This is a genomic window from Bilifractor porci (assembly GCF_009696005.1).
GTDB classification, from domain to species: Bacteria; Bacillota; Clostridia; order Lachnospirales; family Lachnospiraceae; genus Bilifractor; species Bilifractor porci.
On record NZ_VUMV01000005.1, the window covers coordinates 14331 to 32049 of the forward strand.

The window sequence follows — 17719 nt, forward strand, 5'->3', positions numbered from 1 at the left end:
CGGAAATCACCGAAAAGAGGGAACAGCGGAAATGACAAAAGAAGTGATTATCACGCTCCGGGGAATTCAGTTCGGCAGCGCGGAGGATTCCGCGCAGCCCGTGGAGATTGTCACACCCGGAGAATATTATTATAAAAACGGTCAGCATTATCTGATTTTCGAGGAGAGCACAGAGGGATTCCGGGAGGTCACCCATAATCTCTATAAATTCACCGAAGATCGCCTGATGGTCCATAAAAAAGGGCTGATCGACACAGAGATGATATTTGAGAAGGGAAAGAAAACTATCTCCGCATACCATACACCCTTCGGGCGCATGGATATGAATATCGCGGCGACGGATTTCTGTCTGAAAGTCTCGGAAAACCAGCTCGATTACCGCGTGGATTACGCGCTGAACATGGGCGAAGGCTTTGCAGCGGACTGCCAGGTGAATTTTAACGTAAAATCACGAGACTGGTGGTATATGAAGGAACTGTGACTTTCCAATCATTCGGATGAAACATCTAAAATATAAGAAAAAGTATTGTGAAAAACAGACAAAAAAATACTGTCGCCTCACAAGGATAGAAAATGAATATTCTGGAAGAAACATCCGCAGCGCTGGTCCTTTCTCCCTGCAAGCGTAAGCGCCGCAGGGAGATTAGTACCGCTGCGCGAGGACAGAGCGCAAGCGGTTTCTGGAAGAATATTCATTTTCTTCAGTAAAGCGACAGTCCTTTTTATATTGCTTATGCTTCGCCGCGGCCTTTCTTTAACAGCTTGTCCATCCGGCTTTCTTTTTTCTTCGGAGCCTCCAGCGGTCCGCGGATGCCGCGGACATCCGTAATATAGAGCCCGCTGACAGTTGCCTTCACTTCCTTCTTGACAGGAATGATTTCATACACCTTTTTATCTGCGATGAAAGTCATAATCTTCGGACCGACCTTTGCCTTTACAATCGGGAATTTGGTGCGGCGCATCATTTTCGGCGTCTGCTCCAGGACAATAGGCGGAAAACCTGCGTCCCGGATTCTCATTTTCTTCTTGTCAATGACCAGCATGCTCACAGTCTGCTTGGCCGCGTCAATCTGCGCCTGCTGCTCATCCTGTTTCTTCTGTGCTCTTTTTCCGAGGAAATAGAGCACAATAATAATACCTACGAGAATTCCTATGACAATCAGTAAAACTCCCCACCAGGGCATCGTGTTTTCCTCCTTTTTTCTGTCGTTGACATACTGTTTTATGATAGCATCTGCGTGCTGAAAAGGCAAGATTCGGTTGCTGAATATGTTGATTTGCGGTATGATTATTACACTATGGCTGAGAATAATAAGAAAAACCAAAACAGAAAAATGCAGATAGACAGCCTGCTGGATTATCCGGTCCGGAAAACAAACGGGAATTCCGGCACAAAACGGTCCGGTGCCTCCTCTGCGCAGAAACAGAACGCAGGCAGGACCGCGGGAAAAAACTCCGGCAGCGCGGCCGGACGAAGAAGTACCTCGGGAAGAAGCAGCGCAGCCTCCGGGGGAAACTCTGCTTCCGCACAGAGATCCGGCAATGCCGTCAGGCGGACAGGAACCGCCGCTTCTTCTTCCAGGAAGACTTCGGCATCGGGTACCGAGACGGAAGCCCAGCGCAGGGAAAGACTGCGCCGGAACAGGGAGAGGCAGGCGCTTCGGAAAAAACGGCGGAAGAGAAAGAAGATCATCCGTATGGCACTGGCGGTTGTCGCTGTCTCCGCCCTTGCGGCCATCCTGATTACCGGGGGAGCGGCCATACACCGATACCGGGTGAAAAAAGCGGAGGCAGAGGCCGCCGCCGCAGCCGCAGAGGAAGCAGCGCGTACTCTGGATACCTTCCGGGCGTCAGAGGTTCTGCATCTCTCTTTTCCGACCCTGACGATTAAGGATTCTTCTTCTGCGGAAGACAGTTCGTCGGACGGGACCGATACAGCGTCTGTCGATGCAGACGGAGACGGAATTCCGGACGAGACATCGGGAACCGATACAACGGAAACGGCGGACGCTGCGGCGGGAACTTCTTCCGACAGCTCTGCGGATTCTTCTGAGAAACAGGCTCTCAGTGTGAGTGATTTTAACCAGATCCTTTCTGATCTGTATGACCAGAACTATGTGCTGGTCGATGTGTACAGTCTTGCCGCAAGCGGGGACAGCGGTTTTACAGATGGTTCCGTCCAGGTTCCGAAGGGAAAGAAACCGCTGATCATTTCTCAGATGGACTGCAGCTATACGGCAGAGAATGACGGGAAGGCGGACAGCCTTGTCCTGGATTCCAAAAGCGGGAAGATTTTATGTCAGTACACGGAGACAAATGAGAACGATGGGAGTACAGATTCCCTGACCGGCGCTGTGGATGTGATTCCGTGCCTGGAGAATTTTATTTCCCAGCATCCGGATTTTTCTTATAACGGGGCGCGCGGCATTATCGGCATTACCGGCTACCGGGGGCTGTTTGGCTATACGGTGGAGAAAGATGAAAATGTGATTGCCGCACCGACGGTGACAATTTCCCCGTCTACGCAGAACATCACCTATTCGGAAGACGATGAAACACAGAACAGCGGAGACGGAAGCGGTACCACGGGTACAGACACGAGAACAGACGGAAGCGGTACTGCCGGCACGGGAACAGATGAAAGCGGGCAGACCGGAACGGCGTATACCGACGGAACCGGTACGGATGCTTACGGGACTGCAGACAATACCTACGCGTCCGCGACCACGGACGATACGGCAGATGGAATGTTTGCTTTTGCTTATCCGGACAATCCGATTATCACCGGAATCCTGAAGAATGCCCGGACAGACAGAGGATTGGCATCTGTGCTGGCGGCCAGGCAGGAAGGCACTGTGTCAGAAGAGAACACCACGGCTGAAAATACAGATACTTCCGGAACAGGCGGCGGTACTTCCGGTACGGCAGAGAGTACGGACAGCAGCTCGGAGAGCAGCTCCGTCAGCTCATCCAGCAGCTCTTCTTCCGGGAATCTGACAAATAACGAACAGGTCAGCCGGAATCTTCAGACCTGCCAGGCCATTATCAGCGCGCTCCGCTCGTCGGGCTGGCATTTTGCCTGCAACAGCTATGACCTGACCAGCTACGGAAGCCAGTACGATATTATGAAGAACGATGTGGATCAGTGGGAGGATGTGTTCTCTTCCATACTGGGCACGACAGACATCATGCTGTTTCCGAAAAAGACAGATATCGGGGACTGGGGAGTCTATACCGCGGATAACCAGAAGTACAGCTATCTCAGCAGCCTGGGATTCCATTATTACTTTATTGAAAACAGCGGGGAGCTGACCTGGGCGCAGGTGCAGCCGGAATATGTCCGCCAGGGCATTCACGAAATTGATTCTTACGCAGATTATCTGGAGGTTTTGAAATAGTGAAGAAAAAAACAGCGGTACTGATTCTCTGCGCGCTTATGGCGGCAGGCCTTGCGGCGTGCGGCGGCAAAGGCGGGGAAAACTTGTCTTCTGTAACCGGAGAGAGTATCGAGACTTCGGCAGTCTCCTCTTCCTCCCAGGAGGACGCGGTCATGAGCATCCCGCTGGCGGAGGGCGACGACTGGAAACTGGAGGACTGCATCGTCCTCGGCAATTACAAGGGACTTAAGCTTACCAAAACCGTCGGACAGGTGACGGATGAAGAGGTAGATTCTTATATTCAGTCCCAGGCCACGGCGGAAGAAGTGACAGACGAGAACGCCGCTGTTCAGGATGGAGATACGGTTAACATTGATTATGTCGGAAAAATTGACGGTCAGGAATTTGACGGAGGCAGCGCACAGGGCAGCGTCCTGGTCATCGGCTCGGATACGTTTATTGACGGGTTTGAGGACGGGCTGATCGGAATGAAAAAGGGGGAGACAAAGGATCTGAACCTGAAGTTTCCCGATGATTACGGCAATACGGATGTCGCGGGGAAGGACGTGGTTTTTACCGTAACACTGAATTCTATCTCCCGCGCCCCGGAGCAGGATGACGCCTGGGTGAGTTCCTATACGGACGGGGAGTACACGACCATGGACGACTATCGCGCCTATATGAAAGAGTCTCTCCAGAAGGGAAATGAGGAGGCCGCGGACCAGCAGCTGAATTCCGATGCATGGGAGCAGGTAGAGAGCGCATGTACGTTCCTTAAGCTGCCGAAATCCTATGTGGAGGAAGGCTCAGAGGAGTTCGAGAAAAATGTAACCAGCCAGGCGGAGCAGTATAACCTGTCCCTGGATGATTTTATTGAACAGAACGGTCTTACCGCGGAGGAATATAAGGTAAGAAAAGAACAGTACGGCCGATACACGGCAGAGAGCCGTCTGCTTCTGGATGCCTTGATGCAGGCGGAGCAGCTTACCGATGACAGCCAGGAATACCAGGATGCGCTGGCAGAGACAGAAAAGGCCTGGGGCATGACAGCGGATGCGTTAAAAGAACAATACGGGGAGGATACGCTGAAGCAGTATGTCGAGACCCAGATGGTCCTGGATAAAGTGATCGGTTATGCGGATGTTACGGAAACACAGACCGATGGGGCAGACAGTATCACGGTAACGAACGCAGGAGGAACCACAGAATGACTCCCGAAGAATTTCAGAAAAAGCTGCAGGAGATTGTGGCGCTTACGGAAAAGCAGAATCAGATCATCTCGCAGGAGGACGTCAGGACGTTTTTTGAGAAGGATCATCTGAACCAGGAACAGCTGGATCTGGTTTTCGAGTTTCTTCAGTCCAGGCATATTATCGTGCGGGGATTCCATAAGGCGCCGAAAAAAAATACCGGCGTACCGGAGACTGCCGGGGACAATTCCGAGGGAAGCACCGGGGAAGCCATTCCGGAGAAGTTCGGGACGGAGCAGGAACAGCATTATCTGGAGATGTATCTGGATGAGATCGCGGCCGTGCGCCCTCTGGATGAGGAAGAGAAGCAGACGCTTCTGGAGAAGCTCCGGAGCAAAGACCCGGCGGCAAGACGCCGTCTGACGGAACTGATGCTTTCGGATATTGTGAAGCTGGCAGAGCAGATGAGAATCCCGGAGGTTTCCGTGCAGGATCTGATTCAGGAAGCAAACCTCCAGCTGGTTCTGGCGGTGGATATGCTGGATTACCGGATGACCGGATCCCTGAAAGAAGTACATGATCGCCTGCTGGAAGATGCGCGGCAGGCCATGGAGACGATGATCGAAGAACAGAGGGATGTCCATACCCGTGACCGCCGGATGGTAGAAAAGGTGGAAGAAATGAAGGACGCCATCAACGTCCTGAAGAAAAAACTCGGACGGAAGGTTTATCTGGATGAGGTTGCGGATTATCTTGAGATTACCGAAGAGGAGGCGGCGGATATTCTCCGCCTGGCCGGGGAAGAGGTCAAGGACGAAGGCACGGACGGAGAGAAGTAAGAGCTTTTGGTCTCCTGAAGAACAGAAAGAATACAGAGGAGCGGCTGTCTGACAAAACGGGCAGCAGCTTCTTTTTTTTATTTTCCCCAAAAAACCTATTGACATACAGAGAAATAGGTATATAATCCTATATATCAACTAGGAAATATAAGAATAAAAAGAGAGAGGAGGACATCACTTGACAGCTGTAAACAGAAAAAATGACCGCAGGAGTGCGGGAGGAGTCATGCGATGTTGCTCCGCATCCCGGCAGATACGAATGTGACGAAGAAAATTTAGAATAGAGATTTAGAAAGAGATTTCCGGATATCCGGAGAAAGGAATGAATCATGGGAAAGGTATATAAGGGAGCAATCGAACTGATCGGAAAGACACCTCTGGTAGAGGTCACAAACATCGAGAAGAAGTATAATCTTCAGGCGAGAGTCCTTGTAAAGCTTGAGTATTTTAATCCGGCGGGCAGTGTAAAGGACAGAATTGCCAAGGCAATGATCGAGGATGCGGAGGAGTCCGGAAAGCTGAAACCGGGATCAACCATTGTAGAACCCACCTCCGGAAATACGGGAATCGGACTTGCTTCTGTTGCGGCGGCAAAGGGGTATAAGCTGATTCTTACCATGCCGGAGACCATGAGTGTGGAGCGCAGAAACATCCTGAAGGCTTACGGCGCGGAGCTGGTGCTTACCGACGGAAGCAAGGGAATGACAGGAGCCATTGCCAAGGCAAAGGAAATTGTGGCAAATACACCCGGCGCTTTTCTTCCCGGACAGTTTGACAACCCGGCAAATCCCAAGGCACATTATGAGACTACCGGCCCGGAGATCTGGGAGGATACAGACGGAAAGGTAGACGCGTTCCTTGCCGGTGTCGGTACCGGCGGAACCCTTACCGGAACCGGAAAATATCTGAAAGAGAAGAATCCGGACATTCAGATTATCGCCATCGAGCCGACAACCTCTCCTGTTCTTACAGAAGGACATGGAGGCCCGCATAAGATTCAGGGAATCGGAGCCGGTTTTGTACCGTCCGTTCTGGACACGAAGCTTTATAACGAGGTAATTACCGTAGACAACGAGCATCCGTTCCAGACGGCAAAAGAACTGGCGCATCTGGAGGGCATTCTGGTCGGCATTTCCTCCGGAGCCGCGCTGTACGCCGCTATTCAGGTGGCACAGCGTCCGGAGAATAAAGGAAAGACCATTGTAGCGCTGCTTCCGGACAGCGGAGACCGCTACTATTCTACAGCCCTCTTCGAGAACTGAAAAAATATCGTTTCGGAGGAACAGGATACGGAGAAATCCGCGGGCTGTGTTTGGAAATAAGCAGCAGGAACCGGGCGGCCGGACTGGAAACGGGACGTGCCGCAGGATTTCAGAACTGAAAACAGATCTGCGCGGGGGCTGGAATTGCCGTACGCAAAGAAGAATAATGAAAAACAGAGCAGGAGAAAAACGATGAGCGAATTAAAAGAAAGAAAATTACACTTTGAGACACTTGCCCTTCATGTTGGCCAGGAACAGGCGGATCCAGTCACGGATTCCCGCGCCGTTCCCATCTATCAGACATCTTCCTTTGTGTTCCGCAACAGTGATCACGCGGAAGCAAGATTCGCGCTGAAGGACGCGGGAAATATTTACGGACGGCTTACCAACCCCACCGAGGATATCTTTGAGAAGAGAATCGCAGCGCTGGAAGGCGGCGTTGCGGCATTGGCAGTTTCCTCCGGCGCAGCGGCAGTTACCTACGCGTTCCAGGCGGTGGCAAAAGCAGGAGACCATATTGTATCTGCCAAGAATATCTACGGCGGAACCTATAACTTCCTGGCACACACATTTGTCGATTACGGCGTCACCACAACATTCGTGGATCCCTTTGACCTGAAGGAAGCAGAAAATGCGATCAAGGAGAATACAAAAGCCCTGTATATTGAGACGCTGGGCAACCCCAACGGTGAGGTGGTAGATATTCAGGCATGGGCAGATCTGGCGCATAAGCACGGCCTGCCGCTGATTATTGATAATACCTTTGCGACTCCGTATCTGATCCGCCCGATTGAGTACGGCGCTGATATTGTGGTTCATTCCGCAACAAAGTTTATCGGCGGACATGGAACGACTATCGGAGGTGTCATTGTTGACGCCGGCAAGTTTGATTATAATTCCCCGAAGTGGCCGTGGCTTTCTACACCGAATGCCTCCTATCACGGTCTTACCTTCGCGAAGGACACAGCGCCCGCGGTTATCGCAACCTATATCCGCGCGATCATTCTTCGTGACGAAGGAGCGACCCTTTCCCCGTTCCATGCTTGGATTTTCCTTCAGGGACTGGAAACCCTCAGCCTCCGCGTAGAGCGTCAGACAGAAAACACCAAGAAGGTTGTAGAGTACCTGAAGACGAAACCGGAAGTGGAGTATATCAGCCATCCGGCGGCTTCCGAGGATCCGGCGCAGCAGGCACTTTACAAAAAGTATCTTCCGAACGGGGGCGGCTCAATTTTCACCTTCGATCTGAAGGGCGACGAAAGACATGCCAAGGACTTCATTGACCATCTGAAGCTGTTCAGTCTGCTGGCCAATGTCGCGGATGTAAAATCTCTGGTTATTCATCCGGCCTCCACCACGCATTCCGAGGATAATGATGAGGAGCTGGCGGATCAGGGAATCAAGAAAAATACCATCCGGCTTTCCATCGGAACCGAGCACATTGACGATATCATCGCCGACCTGGAAGAGGCATTCCAGGCTGTGAAGTAAGGAAAAACAGGAGACAGCGGCAGGTGCGGGGCTGTTTCTTTACAGAGGCAGCTTTCGCAGAGGTTGTTCAGTGTTTATCCAGGGCTGCATGCAGTTCTGGATCATTTTGGTACAGGAGGTTGACATGAAAATATCGACAAAGGGCAGATACGCGCTGCGGCTGATGCTGGATATTGCACAGCATGATACCGGAGAGCCGGTGCGTCTGAAGGATATTGCGGAACGACAGGACATCTCCATGAAATATCTGGAGCAGATTGTCTCCGCACTGGTGAAGGCGAATTTTCTGATCAGCATCCGGGGACCACAGGGCGGATACCGGCTCTCAAGAAAGCCCGATACCTACACAGTAGGATCGATTCTGCGTATTACAGAGGGGAATCTTGCGCCTGTGGAGTGCCTGAGTACGGAGGAAAACACCTGCTACCGCGCACCCATGTGTGCCACCCTGCGGATCTGGAAGGAACTGGATGAGGCCATTTCCTCTGTTGTGGACAAATATACGCTGGAGGATCTGGTCAGCTGGTCGTCAGAGATGGTTAATAATTATGTAATCTGAGACAAAGAATAAAGAATTGGAGAAAAGGCTGGAGCTGCATGGTTTAGCAGTTGCAGTCTTTTGGTTTGTTATCTGCCCAAAATAGTTATCCGTTATTCGTGTGCATAAATGGGTGGTATAATATTGCAGTAAATGCAAATCCAGAAATTCTGGATAGAGTTTTGTGAATTTATTGCATCAGCAAATAAATGATTCACGCAAACCAGATATTTCAACAAGGTTAACAGGAGGTATAGTATGGAGTATCGGCAATATCAAAATGTTTATGTGGTAAGGCTTGACCGTGGAGAACTAGTTGTGGATAAATTGCAGGAACTTGTTCAAAAAGAACATATTTCCCTGGCAAAAATTGAAGGACTGGGAGCAGCAGATTTTCTTAAAGCGGGTCTTTATGATGTTGAAACTAGGGAATTTAAGTGTAAGGAGTTTCATGAACCGCTGGAAATACTTTCTCTTATCGGGAATGTTACAGTCATGGATGGAAAGCCTTATTTTCACATTCATATTGCGGTATCAGACGAACAGCAGCGGGCATGGGGAGGACACCTTAAAGAAGCACGAATCGGCGGTACAGGAGAAATTTTTCTTACTGTACTGGATGGAACCGTTGGAAGAATGCAGGACAGGATTGGAAACACAGGACTGAACATTTTTTCGTTTAGTTAAACACCAAATAGACAGGCTGCAAAAGAGCTATTTTCATGCTTCTTTGCAGCCTTTTATAGTATCCTTTGTGCTTATATATCAGCCTGTATTTGCTGTTATAACTATTGAATCATTATCTGGATAATTCTGTGATTCTTACGATACTCTTTTGGGGAAATTCCCAAATATTTCTGAAAAACCCGGTTAAAATTGCTTGGGGAACTATATCCACATTTTAGCGCAATAACCGTAATTGGCTCATCTGTCAGAATCAAAAGACTTTCCGCCTCTCCGATGCGTCTCCGTGCAAGGTATTGCATTGGTGAGAAACCAAAATAATGCTTGAACATTCGGGAAATATATGAAGAACTTAACGTAGCATGCCTGGCAAGGTCATCTAATGTGAGATCTTCCATATAGTGATGATCTACATATTCTTTTGTATTCATCACCAGATTGTAAGAATATTCAGAATGATTGTCAACAGCGAAGTATTCGCTTAAATTCTTTTGAAACATTAACATAAGTTTATAAATAAGAATCTGAAGTAAGGAAATGGTAATGCTATTTTGATGTCTGCTCCTAAGATCCGCATCATATTCAATCAGTTTCATTAATTTGTGTATAAACTCTGTTTCCCCGGAACTTTTTATCTGCGGCGAATGACCAGAAGGCACAATATGATTAGGTTGCATGAACGGAAGAGAAACTCCTGTAATGCTAAATACATATGTGCTGAAGGCGTTGCGTTCAGGATTTTCATCATGTACAACATTGCTGTTTATGCCGATCAGGTCTCCTCTTCGTACAGAAAAAACTCTTCCGTCCAAAAGTATTTCTCCGTTTCCTACTGTCACATAGTATATTTCCAGTTGATCCGGATGGCTGTGTGCTGTTCTCGGATTGGTCAGATGCGCTTCTATAGATCTGTGCGAAATGCTAAGGAGCGCAGGAGTGCCTATGTTAGAGAAATAATAATGATCTGAATTTTCTGTTTTGCTTTTTTTCATATCTTTTTACCGGTCTTTACAACTGAAATTAAATTTATGCCAATCGCTGTGTCGCTGATCAAACATATTGATATTCTTTGACTTTCTCAAATTAACATCGAGCTAAGAATTATGTCAAGGTATCAAGGCTTAAGATTCATTGAAAAACCACATGTTTTTTATGGATAGGATTTGCCATTGATCCAATGGCTTTATAGAAGAAATGAAATGCCTTTATATCATATCAGGTACACAGGGATACCTGCGCATAATAAGACAAAAACGGCTCATGGGCACAAGACTAGCTAATGAGGAAAAAGTGCTAATTCGTGCAAGAATATGGCGATATAATGATTATTTCATGAAGAATTAAGACAATGATATGCCAATATATTGAAGAGATGCGCATTGGACAAAATGTTAATTAAATAACAAGATAACAAGAAATGATAAATATATACTGTGTAAGCATAAAATGCTGAAATATTTCAGCTAAAAACAACAAAAAGTGAAAAGAAACGGGAAGGAGTTGGTGATAACATGCTAATTAGAAATTGATGAAACAAAAAATAATTGGTTAAAATGCTGAAATAATTATGCAATAAGGAGGAGCATTATGTCAGAATGGAATCTTCCCTATCGGGGGCGCCATCATATGGAACAGGATGACGGTATTTATTATCAGAATATGACAAATCTAGAGGTGAGCGAGAGACTGAAAAAGAATGATGTTCTTTTAATGCCGATTGGTTCGACGGAGAACCATGGCCCTAGCGCACCTTATGGTGAGGACACCTACCTTGACACAAGACTCTGTGAACTTGTGGCTGAAAAGACCGGATGTACAGTTGCAATGCCGACATGGTATGGCTCTCATCCATATCATCATCTTGGGCAGAAAGGCACCATTATGATCCCGGAAGAGGTTCTGGCAGACTACATTATGTATATGCTGGCGGGCTTCTGGAATACGGGCTTTCGTAAAATAATAATTATTAATGGACATGGACAGGATTATGTTATTCCCCTTGCAATTCATAAATTTGGAAAGAAATGGCAGGTTCCGGCAATTATTCTTTACTGCCATTTCTGGAACGCTGCAAAAGAACAGATGGGGACAAAAGAAGTTGGCGGACCGTATGAGAAATTTTTCGTTCATGCAGATGAGGTGGAACAGTCCTGGTGCCAGGCACTTTTCCCGGAACTTATTCATCAGGATAAAGCGATTAAAACTGAGGCAGCTCCGCTGCTTCCACCCGGCCATATCTGCGATTCCGCAGAGCTGAATGGCGGAGTGATTAAATGGTATAACGCGTTAGGTTCCTGTGGGATGGAATGTATCTGCCAGCCTGAAGGAGTTATTGGAGATGCTACGAAGGCTGACTGGCATAAAGCGGAGAAAGGCGTTGAAAAAACATTGGATTATCTGGTTAAGCTGGTAAATGATATTCTTGAAAAATATCCGGCAGGGACCCTTCCCCCAATTGAAATGATGACGCAGAGAAAGAAGGAAGATATTGAAGCTGTAATCAAAGGACCAAACGCACCAGGGGGGAGACATATATATACTCTGGCTTATTGATACAGAGCCGGTTTTTATAGGGACTTTCCTGGTTGAGCTTTATGGCCGGAAACCTTTCTGCGGACTTTCGGCCATAAGGCTTAGGATATCAGGAGGTACGGATACTGTTGATGGCGGAAAATACATTGTTGGGAAACAAAAATGAAAGAATATATTTTGACAGAACCTTATAAAATTGATGTCAGGGAAATGCCGATTCCGGAGCCTGGCGAGGGAGAGGTGTTAATAAAAATCAGTAATGTGGGAATATGTGGTTCAGATATTCATTTATATAACGGCACATACAGTGGGCCTAACAGCTACCCGATTCTTTTTGGCCATGAGTGGTCCGGCACAGTTGTAAAAAAAGGCTGCAAGGTCACGAAAGTTGAAGTTGGTGACAAAGTAACAGGAGATTGTTCTAGATACTGCGGGCATTGCGTTAACTGCAAAAGAGATAAAAATCTTTGCAAAGAAATAGAAAAGTTTGGAATAACAATTGACGGAGCGTCTTCCGAGTATATTGTCCGTGACGAAAAGTATATCTATAAGGCTCCTTCAGACATTAATATGAAGCTGCTTGCTTTGACAGAACCTATCTCCGTGGCAAGACACTTAATTGTAAAAATGATTCGTCAGACGGGTACTTTGCGAGAAAAGAAGATCCTGATTTATGGCGGAGGGGCAATTGGACAGGCGGCGCTTCTGATTCTTAAACATGAGTTCGGATGCGATGATGTTTATCTTTCGGACTTGATTCCTTATCGAATGGAACTCTCGGAAAAATTTGGCGGTAAAAAACCGGAACCAGAAGAATTGAAATGGACGTATGAGAATAGCTATTTCAACATGTACAACAAGACCCCATTTGACGTTGTGATTGAGACAACAGGGGTTGCAGGAGTTTTTGCAAATGCCCTGAATCTGGTTCGTCCTGGCGGCATACTTGGCTGCGTCGGCATGATTAGCAGTGTGGAAATTCCACAAAAGCTGATTGTAACAAAAGCAATGACAATCATAGGAAGCATTGGAGGAACGGAAGAATTCGATGATGTAATCCGTTTTATTCACAGTAACGAAGAGCTTGTAAAAAATATGGTCAGCCATGAGGTTTCTTGTGATAATATTCCGGAGGCATTTGAGCATGCTTCAAATCCACAGGATGCAATGAAGGTAAGCATAGTTTTTTAGTTTTATTTAACGGAAGGAAGTGCGCAGAAAATGGATGGAAAAATGAAGGCGGTCGTGCTTCATGGTCCGGATGATTACACGGTGGATCTAATTGATATTCCAAAACCGGGAAGAGACGAAGTTCTTGTTAAGATAATGGGAGTCGCTATTTGCGGGTCGGATCCGGGGCTGTTTTCCGGGGCAAAAAGAAATAATGGATGGCCGCCGAAGTATCCTTTTGTACTCGGTCATGAATTTGCAGGGCAGGTAGTAGAACTTGGAGAGAATGTTACGAAATTTAGGATAGGCGACCGGGTAGCAGGTGAAGCTCATTGCGGTTGCGGTCACTGCGAGATGTGTATGAAAGGCTTTTACAACCTTTGCCTGAATTACGGAAAAGAAGGATCAGGGCATCATCATTATGGACACAACACCATGGGGTGTTACGCACAATATGAAAAATATAATGTAAAGGCACTGACAGCACTTCCTGATTCTTTGAGCTATGATGAAGGAACTCTTGTGGATACAGCTGGGACTGCATACAATGCGATTCGCTTGACGGGGATTGAGCCTGGCGGTTATACAGCAATTATCGGACCGGGTCCAATGGGACTTCTGGCTATGGAGATTGCAAATGCCATGGGTTCACAGACTATTGTTATTGGAAGGGGACATCGCCTGGAAGTAGCAAAGAAGTTGGGGGCTACTTATACCGTTAATTTTGAAGAGACGAAGGATGTAGTGGAAGAAGTTAGGAAAATTACGGGTGGCTATGGGGCGCATCAGGTTATTGAATGTGCCGGAAATACTTCTGCATTTATGGAAGCGGTACAGATGGCCAGAAAAAACGGGCAGGTAGCATTTATTACTATCCCGGGAGAAGATGGCCAGATGGTTGCAGGAAAATCACTTGTTATGAACCAGATCACTTTACATGGTGTGCGGGCAAATCCAAATTGTTCTTCTACAGTAATTAACCTCATGGCACAAAAGAGAATTAACGCTAAGGCACTTATTACACATACGTTTTCTATCGATCAGATTCATGAAGCGTTTGAAACGTTCATATACAGAAAGGACGGAGCTGTTAAAGTAGTTGTTCATCCGAATGACTAATATAAGAAAGAAGGCTATTTTGATGGGTAATGTATAGGAGGGCTTCTTTTGTATAGGTTTAATGAAGAAAATGTGATATTACGCATGACAGATATCACAAAGCGTTTCCCAGGAACTTTAGCATTGGATCATGTTCGACTGACATGTGAGAAGGGGAAAGTGCATGTTTTACTGGGAGAGAATGGCGCGGGAAAATCCACTCTGGTTAAGGTTGTTTGCGGACTTTACAGCCTTGATGAAGGAACTGAATGGTATGACGGAAAAGAAGTGAATTTTTCTAATGTAAAGGAATCGATGGCGGCAGGGATTGGGATGATTCATCAGGAACTCAGTCTCCTTCCGGAAAGAACAGTTGCGCAGAATATTTTTGCAGGTCATGAGCCAATGAAGCGGAAAGGGATCATAGATATCAAGAAGATGATTTCTGACAGTCAGGCTATTCTGGACAGACTGGGATTGGACTATGATCCAAATGCGCTTGTTAAGAAACTGAGTATAGCACAACAGCAGATGGTGGAGGTGGCAAAAGCACTTTCACATGATGTGAAACTGTTGATTATGGATGAGCCAACATCATCGCTTACCAGTAAAGAGATAAGAACTCTTTTTGGAATTGTTCGCCGTCTTACCGCCGAGGGAGTTGCAATTATCTATATATCTCATCGCATGGAGGAGATTCAGGAAATAGGTGATTGCGTGACTGTAATGAGGGATGGCCAGTATATTGATACCGTTGACGCAAAAACAGCCACCATGGACGATTTGATTGCCATGATGGTAGGTAGAAAACTCGGGAAAATGTATGAAAGAAACTTCCAAAAACCCGAGGACATTATTTTTGAAACCAGGAATTTAGCGGGATTACGTTTTAAGAACGTCAATATTTCGGTTCGTTCGGGAGAAATTGTTTCACTCTATGGGCTTGTTGGAGCCGGCAGATCAGAGATTGCAATGGCGGCTTTCGGATATGATCCTATAGATGAAGGAACAGTCCTGTTGTTTGGAAAAGAAATTAAACATCCAACGCCATATAATTGTGTGAAGGCTGGAATGGGATTCCTTCCAGAAGATAGAAAAACACAGGGGCTTCATCTGGCAATGCCGATTGCGGATAATGTTGTTGAAGCCAGCCTTGGAAAAATATTTAAAAGAGGGTTTTTAAATAGTAAAAGAGAGAATGAGATAGCAGAAAAATATATCAATGATCTTAAGATAGCTACACCAGGTGCGGAAAAACTTGTCGGAGAACTCTCCGGAGGAAATCAGCAGAAAGTAGTAATTGCAAAATGGCTGGCGACAGGATGCAAATTCTTGATATTTGATGAGCCGACACGAGGAATTGATGTTGGAGCAAAAAGTGAAATTTACAAGTTGATGGATACCCTGGTCGGTCAAGGATATGGAATTCTTATGATCTCCTCCGACTTGCAGGAAGTTATTGGAGTCAGCGACAGGTGCTATGTAATGAAGGATGGGCTCATTACCGGCGAGTTGGAACATCAGGAACTCACACAGGAGCGCATCATGCAATTTGCATTTGGTGGGAAAGGAGCAACGGAATGATTAAAAAGGGTAAAATAAAAATTCCGGGCATAGCACTTTTTGTGATAGTTCTGTATATATTATTCTGTTTTATCGCACAGAGCTTTTTTTCCTGGTATAATTTCGTTCTTATACTTAGAAATAGCTGCACATTGTTGATTGTATCTCTAGGTATGACATGGTCTATTCTTATAGCCCAAACAGATCTTTCGGTTGGTTCTGTTATGTCTATGGGCGCTGTTATGTCTGCAGTCATGTCCAATGCGGGGATTCCTACAGTTGTTATCGTTATTTGCGTTTTGGCAATGGGCGTTGGAGTTGGTTCTTTAAATGGTATTCTGATTTCAAAATTTAAATTTGATTTTTGGGTCACTACCTTTTCAACGATGAGTATATTTGCTGGGTTAGCATTGGTTATTGCAAATGGCGCAACTGTTGGTTTCGAAAACAAATTCTATGATTTTATCGGAAATGCGACGCTTCCGGGAGGGATTTACTGGCTAATTATTATTACTGCTTTGATTAGCGGAATTTGCATCTATGTTGAACGGAATACAGAGTTTGGATTTAATATGTTTTCTGTAGGAGGATGCGAATCAGCAGCAATAGATAGCGGTATTAACGTGGCAAAAAATCAGTTTTTGGTTTATCTGTTCAGTGGGATTCTTTCATCAATTTCGGGTATCCTTGTAGCAGGAATGTCAAACGCAGGAGCTCCGACAGTCGGAGTAGATTACACATTTACAGCTATGGCTGCTGTGGTCATCGGTGGCACACCGTTTATAGGTGGAAAGGGCGGTATAGTAGGAACAATTTTTGGGACATTATTGCTGCGTATTCTGACAAGTGGATTGAGCATGATGGGGATTGCGCCTACGTGGCAAAAAGCAATTACTGGGGTCATCATTGTGTCGCTGATTGTAGTAGATGTTGTCAATGAAAACCGGGTTGTGAAAAATGGATTAAGGAGGATCTATACAGATGCAGAATAAAAAACAGATTATCAATCTGGCTTCCAGATTTCTGATTCTCCTGATTTTGTGCGTCGTTATGTCATTTCTTCGTCCAGATGCATTTCTTACGGCAAATAATCTGAGACAGGTTTTGCTGGAACAGGCGCCTTTTACGATTCTGATCAGCTTCGGAATGAGTCTTTGTATTATTTCACATGGAATTGATATTTCACTGTCCTCAACGATGGTTTTATCAGCTTATCTTAGTGCGAATGCATTTCTGAATGGAAAGTATTTTCTAGGAGCTTTAATTGCGATAGCTGTTGGCGGCGGATTTGGGGCTCTTAATGGAATATTAATTAGCAAAATAAAGGTACCGGCATTTATCGCAACTTATAGTGTCGATTTTATCGCTCTGGGATTGGCATATGTTATCTGCGATGGAAAGTATATCTATGGTTTTCCGGATTCTTTCAGAGCACTTGTGACAGGAGAACTTATTCCGGGGTTACCTAATATTGCGCTGGTAACAATTGTTGTTTTTGTTATTCTTTATGTTTTAACCAGGTTTACAAACTATGGCAGAGGATTTTATTCCATTGGGCATAATGCAACGGCAACAAAGCTATCAGGTATAAAAGCAGATGGAATTGTATGCTCCGTTTATATTATAGGAGGTTTGCTTGCGGCATTGACAGGGGTTCTCTATCTGGCAAGATTGAATTCTGCTGATCCTAGTATTCGTGGAACACTGACAATGGATTCCCTTGCGGCTTCGTTGATCGGAGGTATTCCTTTCTCGGGAGGAACCGGAACATTGGCTAATACAATTGCGGGTGCTTTTATTATTGTAGTTATTAGAAATGGGATGAATATTTTAAATGTTCCAACGACTTGGAATCAGGTTGTTGTAGGTGTCGTCATTGTATTCTCTCTGTTCTATGAGGCTTTTATGGATAAAATGTTTGTGCGTTTGGCAGCAAAAAACAAGACAAAGGAGCAGGCTGCTTAAGATAAACGTT

The 17719-nt window shown here is 46.1% G+C and carries 16 protein-coding genes; 14 read left to right on the forward strand and 2 right to left on the reverse strand.

Features of this window, described 5'->3' with window-relative positions; translation table 11 throughout:
* Positions 1 to 31 precede the first annotated feature (31 nt).
* Positions 32 to 481: a DUF1934 domain-containing protein gene (locus tag FYJ60_RS07765; RefSeq protein ID WP_154458113.1), complete on the forward strand. Its 450-nt coding sequence runs from the start codon at positions 32 to 34 to the stop codon at positions 479 to 481.
* Between the two features lie 250 nt (positions 482 to 731).
* Here the strand turns inward: FYJ60_RS07765 and FYJ60_RS07770 are convergent, their stop codons facing one another.
* A complete protein-coding gene (locus tag FYJ60_RS07770; RefSeq protein ID WP_154458114.1) occupies positions 732 to 1184 on the reverse strand; it encodes a hypothetical protein in 453 nt (150 codons plus the stop codon).
* A gap of 114 nt (positions 1185 to 1298) precedes the next feature.
* Between FYJ60_RS07770 and FYJ60_RS07775 the strand changes: the two genes are divergently transcribed.
* The 7 genes from FYJ60_RS07775 (at position 1299) to FYJ60_RS07805 (ending at position 9384) form a co-directional block, all read left to right on the forward strand.
* Complete coding sequence (locus FYJ60_RS07775; protein WP_154458115.1) at positions 1299 to 3398, forward strand: hypothetical protein; 2100 nt, start codon at positions 1299 to 1301, stop codon at positions 3396 to 3398.
* On the forward strand, positions 3398 to 4588 hold the full coding sequence (gene tig / locus FYJ60_RS07780; protein WP_154458116.1) for a trigger factor: 1191 nt from the start codon (positions 3398 to 3400) through the stop codon (positions 4586 to 4588). Before FYJ60_RS07775 ends, tig begins: the two co-directional genes overlap by 1 nt.
* On the forward strand, positions 4585 to 5406 hold the full coding sequence (locus FYJ60_RS07785) for an RNA polymerase sigma factor RpoD (RefSeq protein WP_154458117.1): 822 nt from the start codon (positions 4585 to 4587) through the stop codon (positions 5404 to 5406). Before tig ends, FYJ60_RS07785 begins: the two co-directional genes overlap by 4 nt.
* 329 nt (positions 5407 to 5735) lie before the next feature.
* Positions 5736 to 6668, forward strand: a complete 933-nt coding sequence (gene cysK, locus FYJ60_RS07790; protein ID WP_154458118.1) for a cysteine synthase A — start codon at positions 5736 to 5738, stop codon at positions 6666 to 6668.
* Positions 6669 to 6860: 192 nt separating this feature from the next.
* Complete coding sequence (locus FYJ60_RS07795; RefSeq protein WP_154458119.1) at positions 6861 to 8159, forward strand: O-acetylhomoserine aminocarboxypropyltransferase/cysteine synthase family protein; 1299 nt, start codon at positions 6861 to 6863, stop codon at positions 8157 to 8159.
* Between the two features lie 124 nt (positions 8160 to 8283).
* Positions 8284 to 8718 carry an RrF2 family transcriptional regulator gene (locus FYJ60_RS07800; protein WP_154458120.1) on the forward strand — a complete coding sequence of 145 codons (435 nt, stop codon included), beginning with the start codon at positions 8284 to 8286 and terminating at the stop codon, positions 8716 to 8718.
* A gap of 237 nt (positions 8719 to 8955) precedes the next feature.
* Positions 8956 to 9384 carry a PPC domain-containing DNA-binding protein gene (locus FYJ60_RS07805; protein ID WP_154458121.1) on the forward strand — a complete coding sequence of 143 codons (429 nt, stop codon included), beginning with the start codon at positions 8956 to 8958 and terminating at the stop codon, positions 9382 to 9384.
* A 101-nt stretch (positions 9385 to 9485) separates the two neighbouring features.
* Here the strand turns inward: FYJ60_RS07805 and FYJ60_RS07810 are convergent, their stop codons facing one another.
* Entirely contained in the window at positions 9486 to 10373 is an 888-nt protein-coding gene (locus FYJ60_RS07810) for an AraC family transcriptional regulator (RefSeq protein ID WP_154458122.1), read from the reverse strand.
* A gap of 595 nt (positions 10374 to 10968) precedes the next feature.
* Between FYJ60_RS07810 and iolN the strand changes: the two genes are divergently transcribed.
* The 6 genes from iolN to FYJ60_RS07840 all read left to right on the forward strand — a co-directional run bounded on the left by iolN (position 10969) and on the right by FYJ60_RS07840 (position 17709).
* A complete protein-coding gene (iolN, locus tag FYJ60_RS07815) occupies positions 10969 to 11934 on the forward strand; it encodes a 3-dehydro-scyllo-inosose hydrolase (protein ID WP_154458123.1) in 966 nt (321 codons plus the stop codon).
* A gap of 141 nt (positions 11935 to 12075) precedes the next feature.
* A complete protein-coding gene (locus FYJ60_RS07820; RefSeq protein ID WP_154458124.1) occupies positions 12076 to 13104 on the forward strand; it encodes a zinc-dependent alcohol dehydrogenase in 1029 nt (342 codons plus the stop codon).
* A 30-nt stretch (positions 13105 to 13134) separates the two neighbouring features.
* Positions 13135 to 14202: a zinc-dependent alcohol dehydrogenase gene (locus FYJ60_RS07825; protein WP_154458125.1), complete on the forward strand. Its 1068-nt coding sequence runs from the start codon at positions 13135 to 13137 to the stop codon at positions 14200 to 14202.
* Positions 14203 to 14250: 48 nt separating this feature from the next.
* Positions 14251 to 15765 carry a sugar ABC transporter ATP-binding protein gene (locus FYJ60_RS07830; RefSeq protein WP_235903365.1) on the forward strand — a complete coding sequence of 505 codons (1515 nt, stop codon included), beginning with the start codon at positions 14251 to 14253 and terminating at the stop codon, positions 15763 to 15765.
* Complete coding sequence (locus tag FYJ60_RS07835; RefSeq protein ID WP_154458126.1) at positions 15762 to 16736, forward strand: ABC transporter permease; 975 nt, start codon at positions 15762 to 15764, stop codon at positions 16734 to 16736. The genes FYJ60_RS07830 and FYJ60_RS07835 overlap by 4 nt, the downstream gene beginning before the upstream one ends.
* Positions 16726 to 17709, forward strand: coding sequence for an ABC transporter permease (locus FYJ60_RS07840; protein WP_154458127.1), 984 nt, complete (start codon positions 16726 to 16728; stop codon positions 17707 to 17709). The genes FYJ60_RS07835 and FYJ60_RS07840 overlap by 11 nt, the downstream gene beginning before the upstream one ends.
* Positions 17710 to 17719 lie beyond the last annotated feature (10 nt).

Bases quoted from the DNA above. Each gene is read 5' to 3' on its own strand.
- FYJ60_RS07765 (WP_154458113.1), top strand. From the start codon at position 32: ATGACAAAAGAAGTGATTATCACGCTCCGGGGAATTCAGTTCGGCAGC.
- FYJ60_RS07770 (WP_154458114.1), bottom strand. From the start codon at position 1,184: ATGCCCTGGTGGGGAGTTTTACTGATTGTCATAGGAATTCTCGTAGGT.
- FYJ60_RS07775 (WP_154458115.1), top strand. From the start codon at position 1,299: ATGGCTGAGAATAATAAGAAAAACCAAAACAGAAAAATGCAGATAGAC.
- FYJ60_RS07785 (WP_154458117.1), top strand. From the start codon at position 4,585: ATGACTCCCGAAGAATTTCAGAAAAAGCTGCAGGAGATTGTGGCGCTT.
- cysK (WP_154458118.1), top strand. From the start codon at position 5,736: ATGGGAAAGGTATATAAGGGAGCAATCGAACTGATCGGAAAGACACCT.
- FYJ60_RS07795 (WP_154458119.1), top strand. From the start codon at position 6,861: ATGAGCGAATTAAAAGAAAGAAAATTACACTTTGAGACACTTGCCCTT.
- FYJ60_RS07800 (WP_154458120.1), top strand. From the start codon at position 8,284: ATGAAAATATCGACAAAGGGCAGATACGCGCTGCGGCTGATGCTGGAT.
- FYJ60_RS07805 (WP_154458121.1), top strand. From the start codon at position 8,956: ATGGAGTATCGGCAATATCAAAATGTTTATGTGGTAAGGCTTGACCGT.
- FYJ60_RS07810 (WP_154458122.1), bottom strand. From the start codon at position 10,373: ATGAAAAAAAGCAAAACAGAAAATTCAGATCATTATTATTTCTCTAAC.
- iolN (WP_154458123.1), top strand. From the start codon at position 10,969: ATGTCAGAATGGAATCTTCCCTATCGGGGGCGCCATCATATGGAACAG.
- FYJ60_RS07820 (WP_154458124.1), top strand. From the start codon at position 12,076: ATGAAAGAATATATTTTGACAGAACCTTATAAAATTGATGTCAGGGAA.
- FYJ60_RS07825 (WP_154458125.1), top strand. From the start codon at position 13,135: ATGGATGGAAAAATGAAGGCGGTCGTGCTTCATGGTCCGGATGATTAC.
- FYJ60_RS07835 (WP_154458126.1), top strand. From the start codon at position 15,762: ATGATTAAAAAGGGTAAAATAAAAATTCCGGGCATAGCACTTTTTGTG.
- FYJ60_RS07840 (WP_154458127.1), top strand. From the start codon at position 16,726: ATGCAGAATAAAAAACAGATTATCAATCTGGCTTCCAGATTTCTGATT.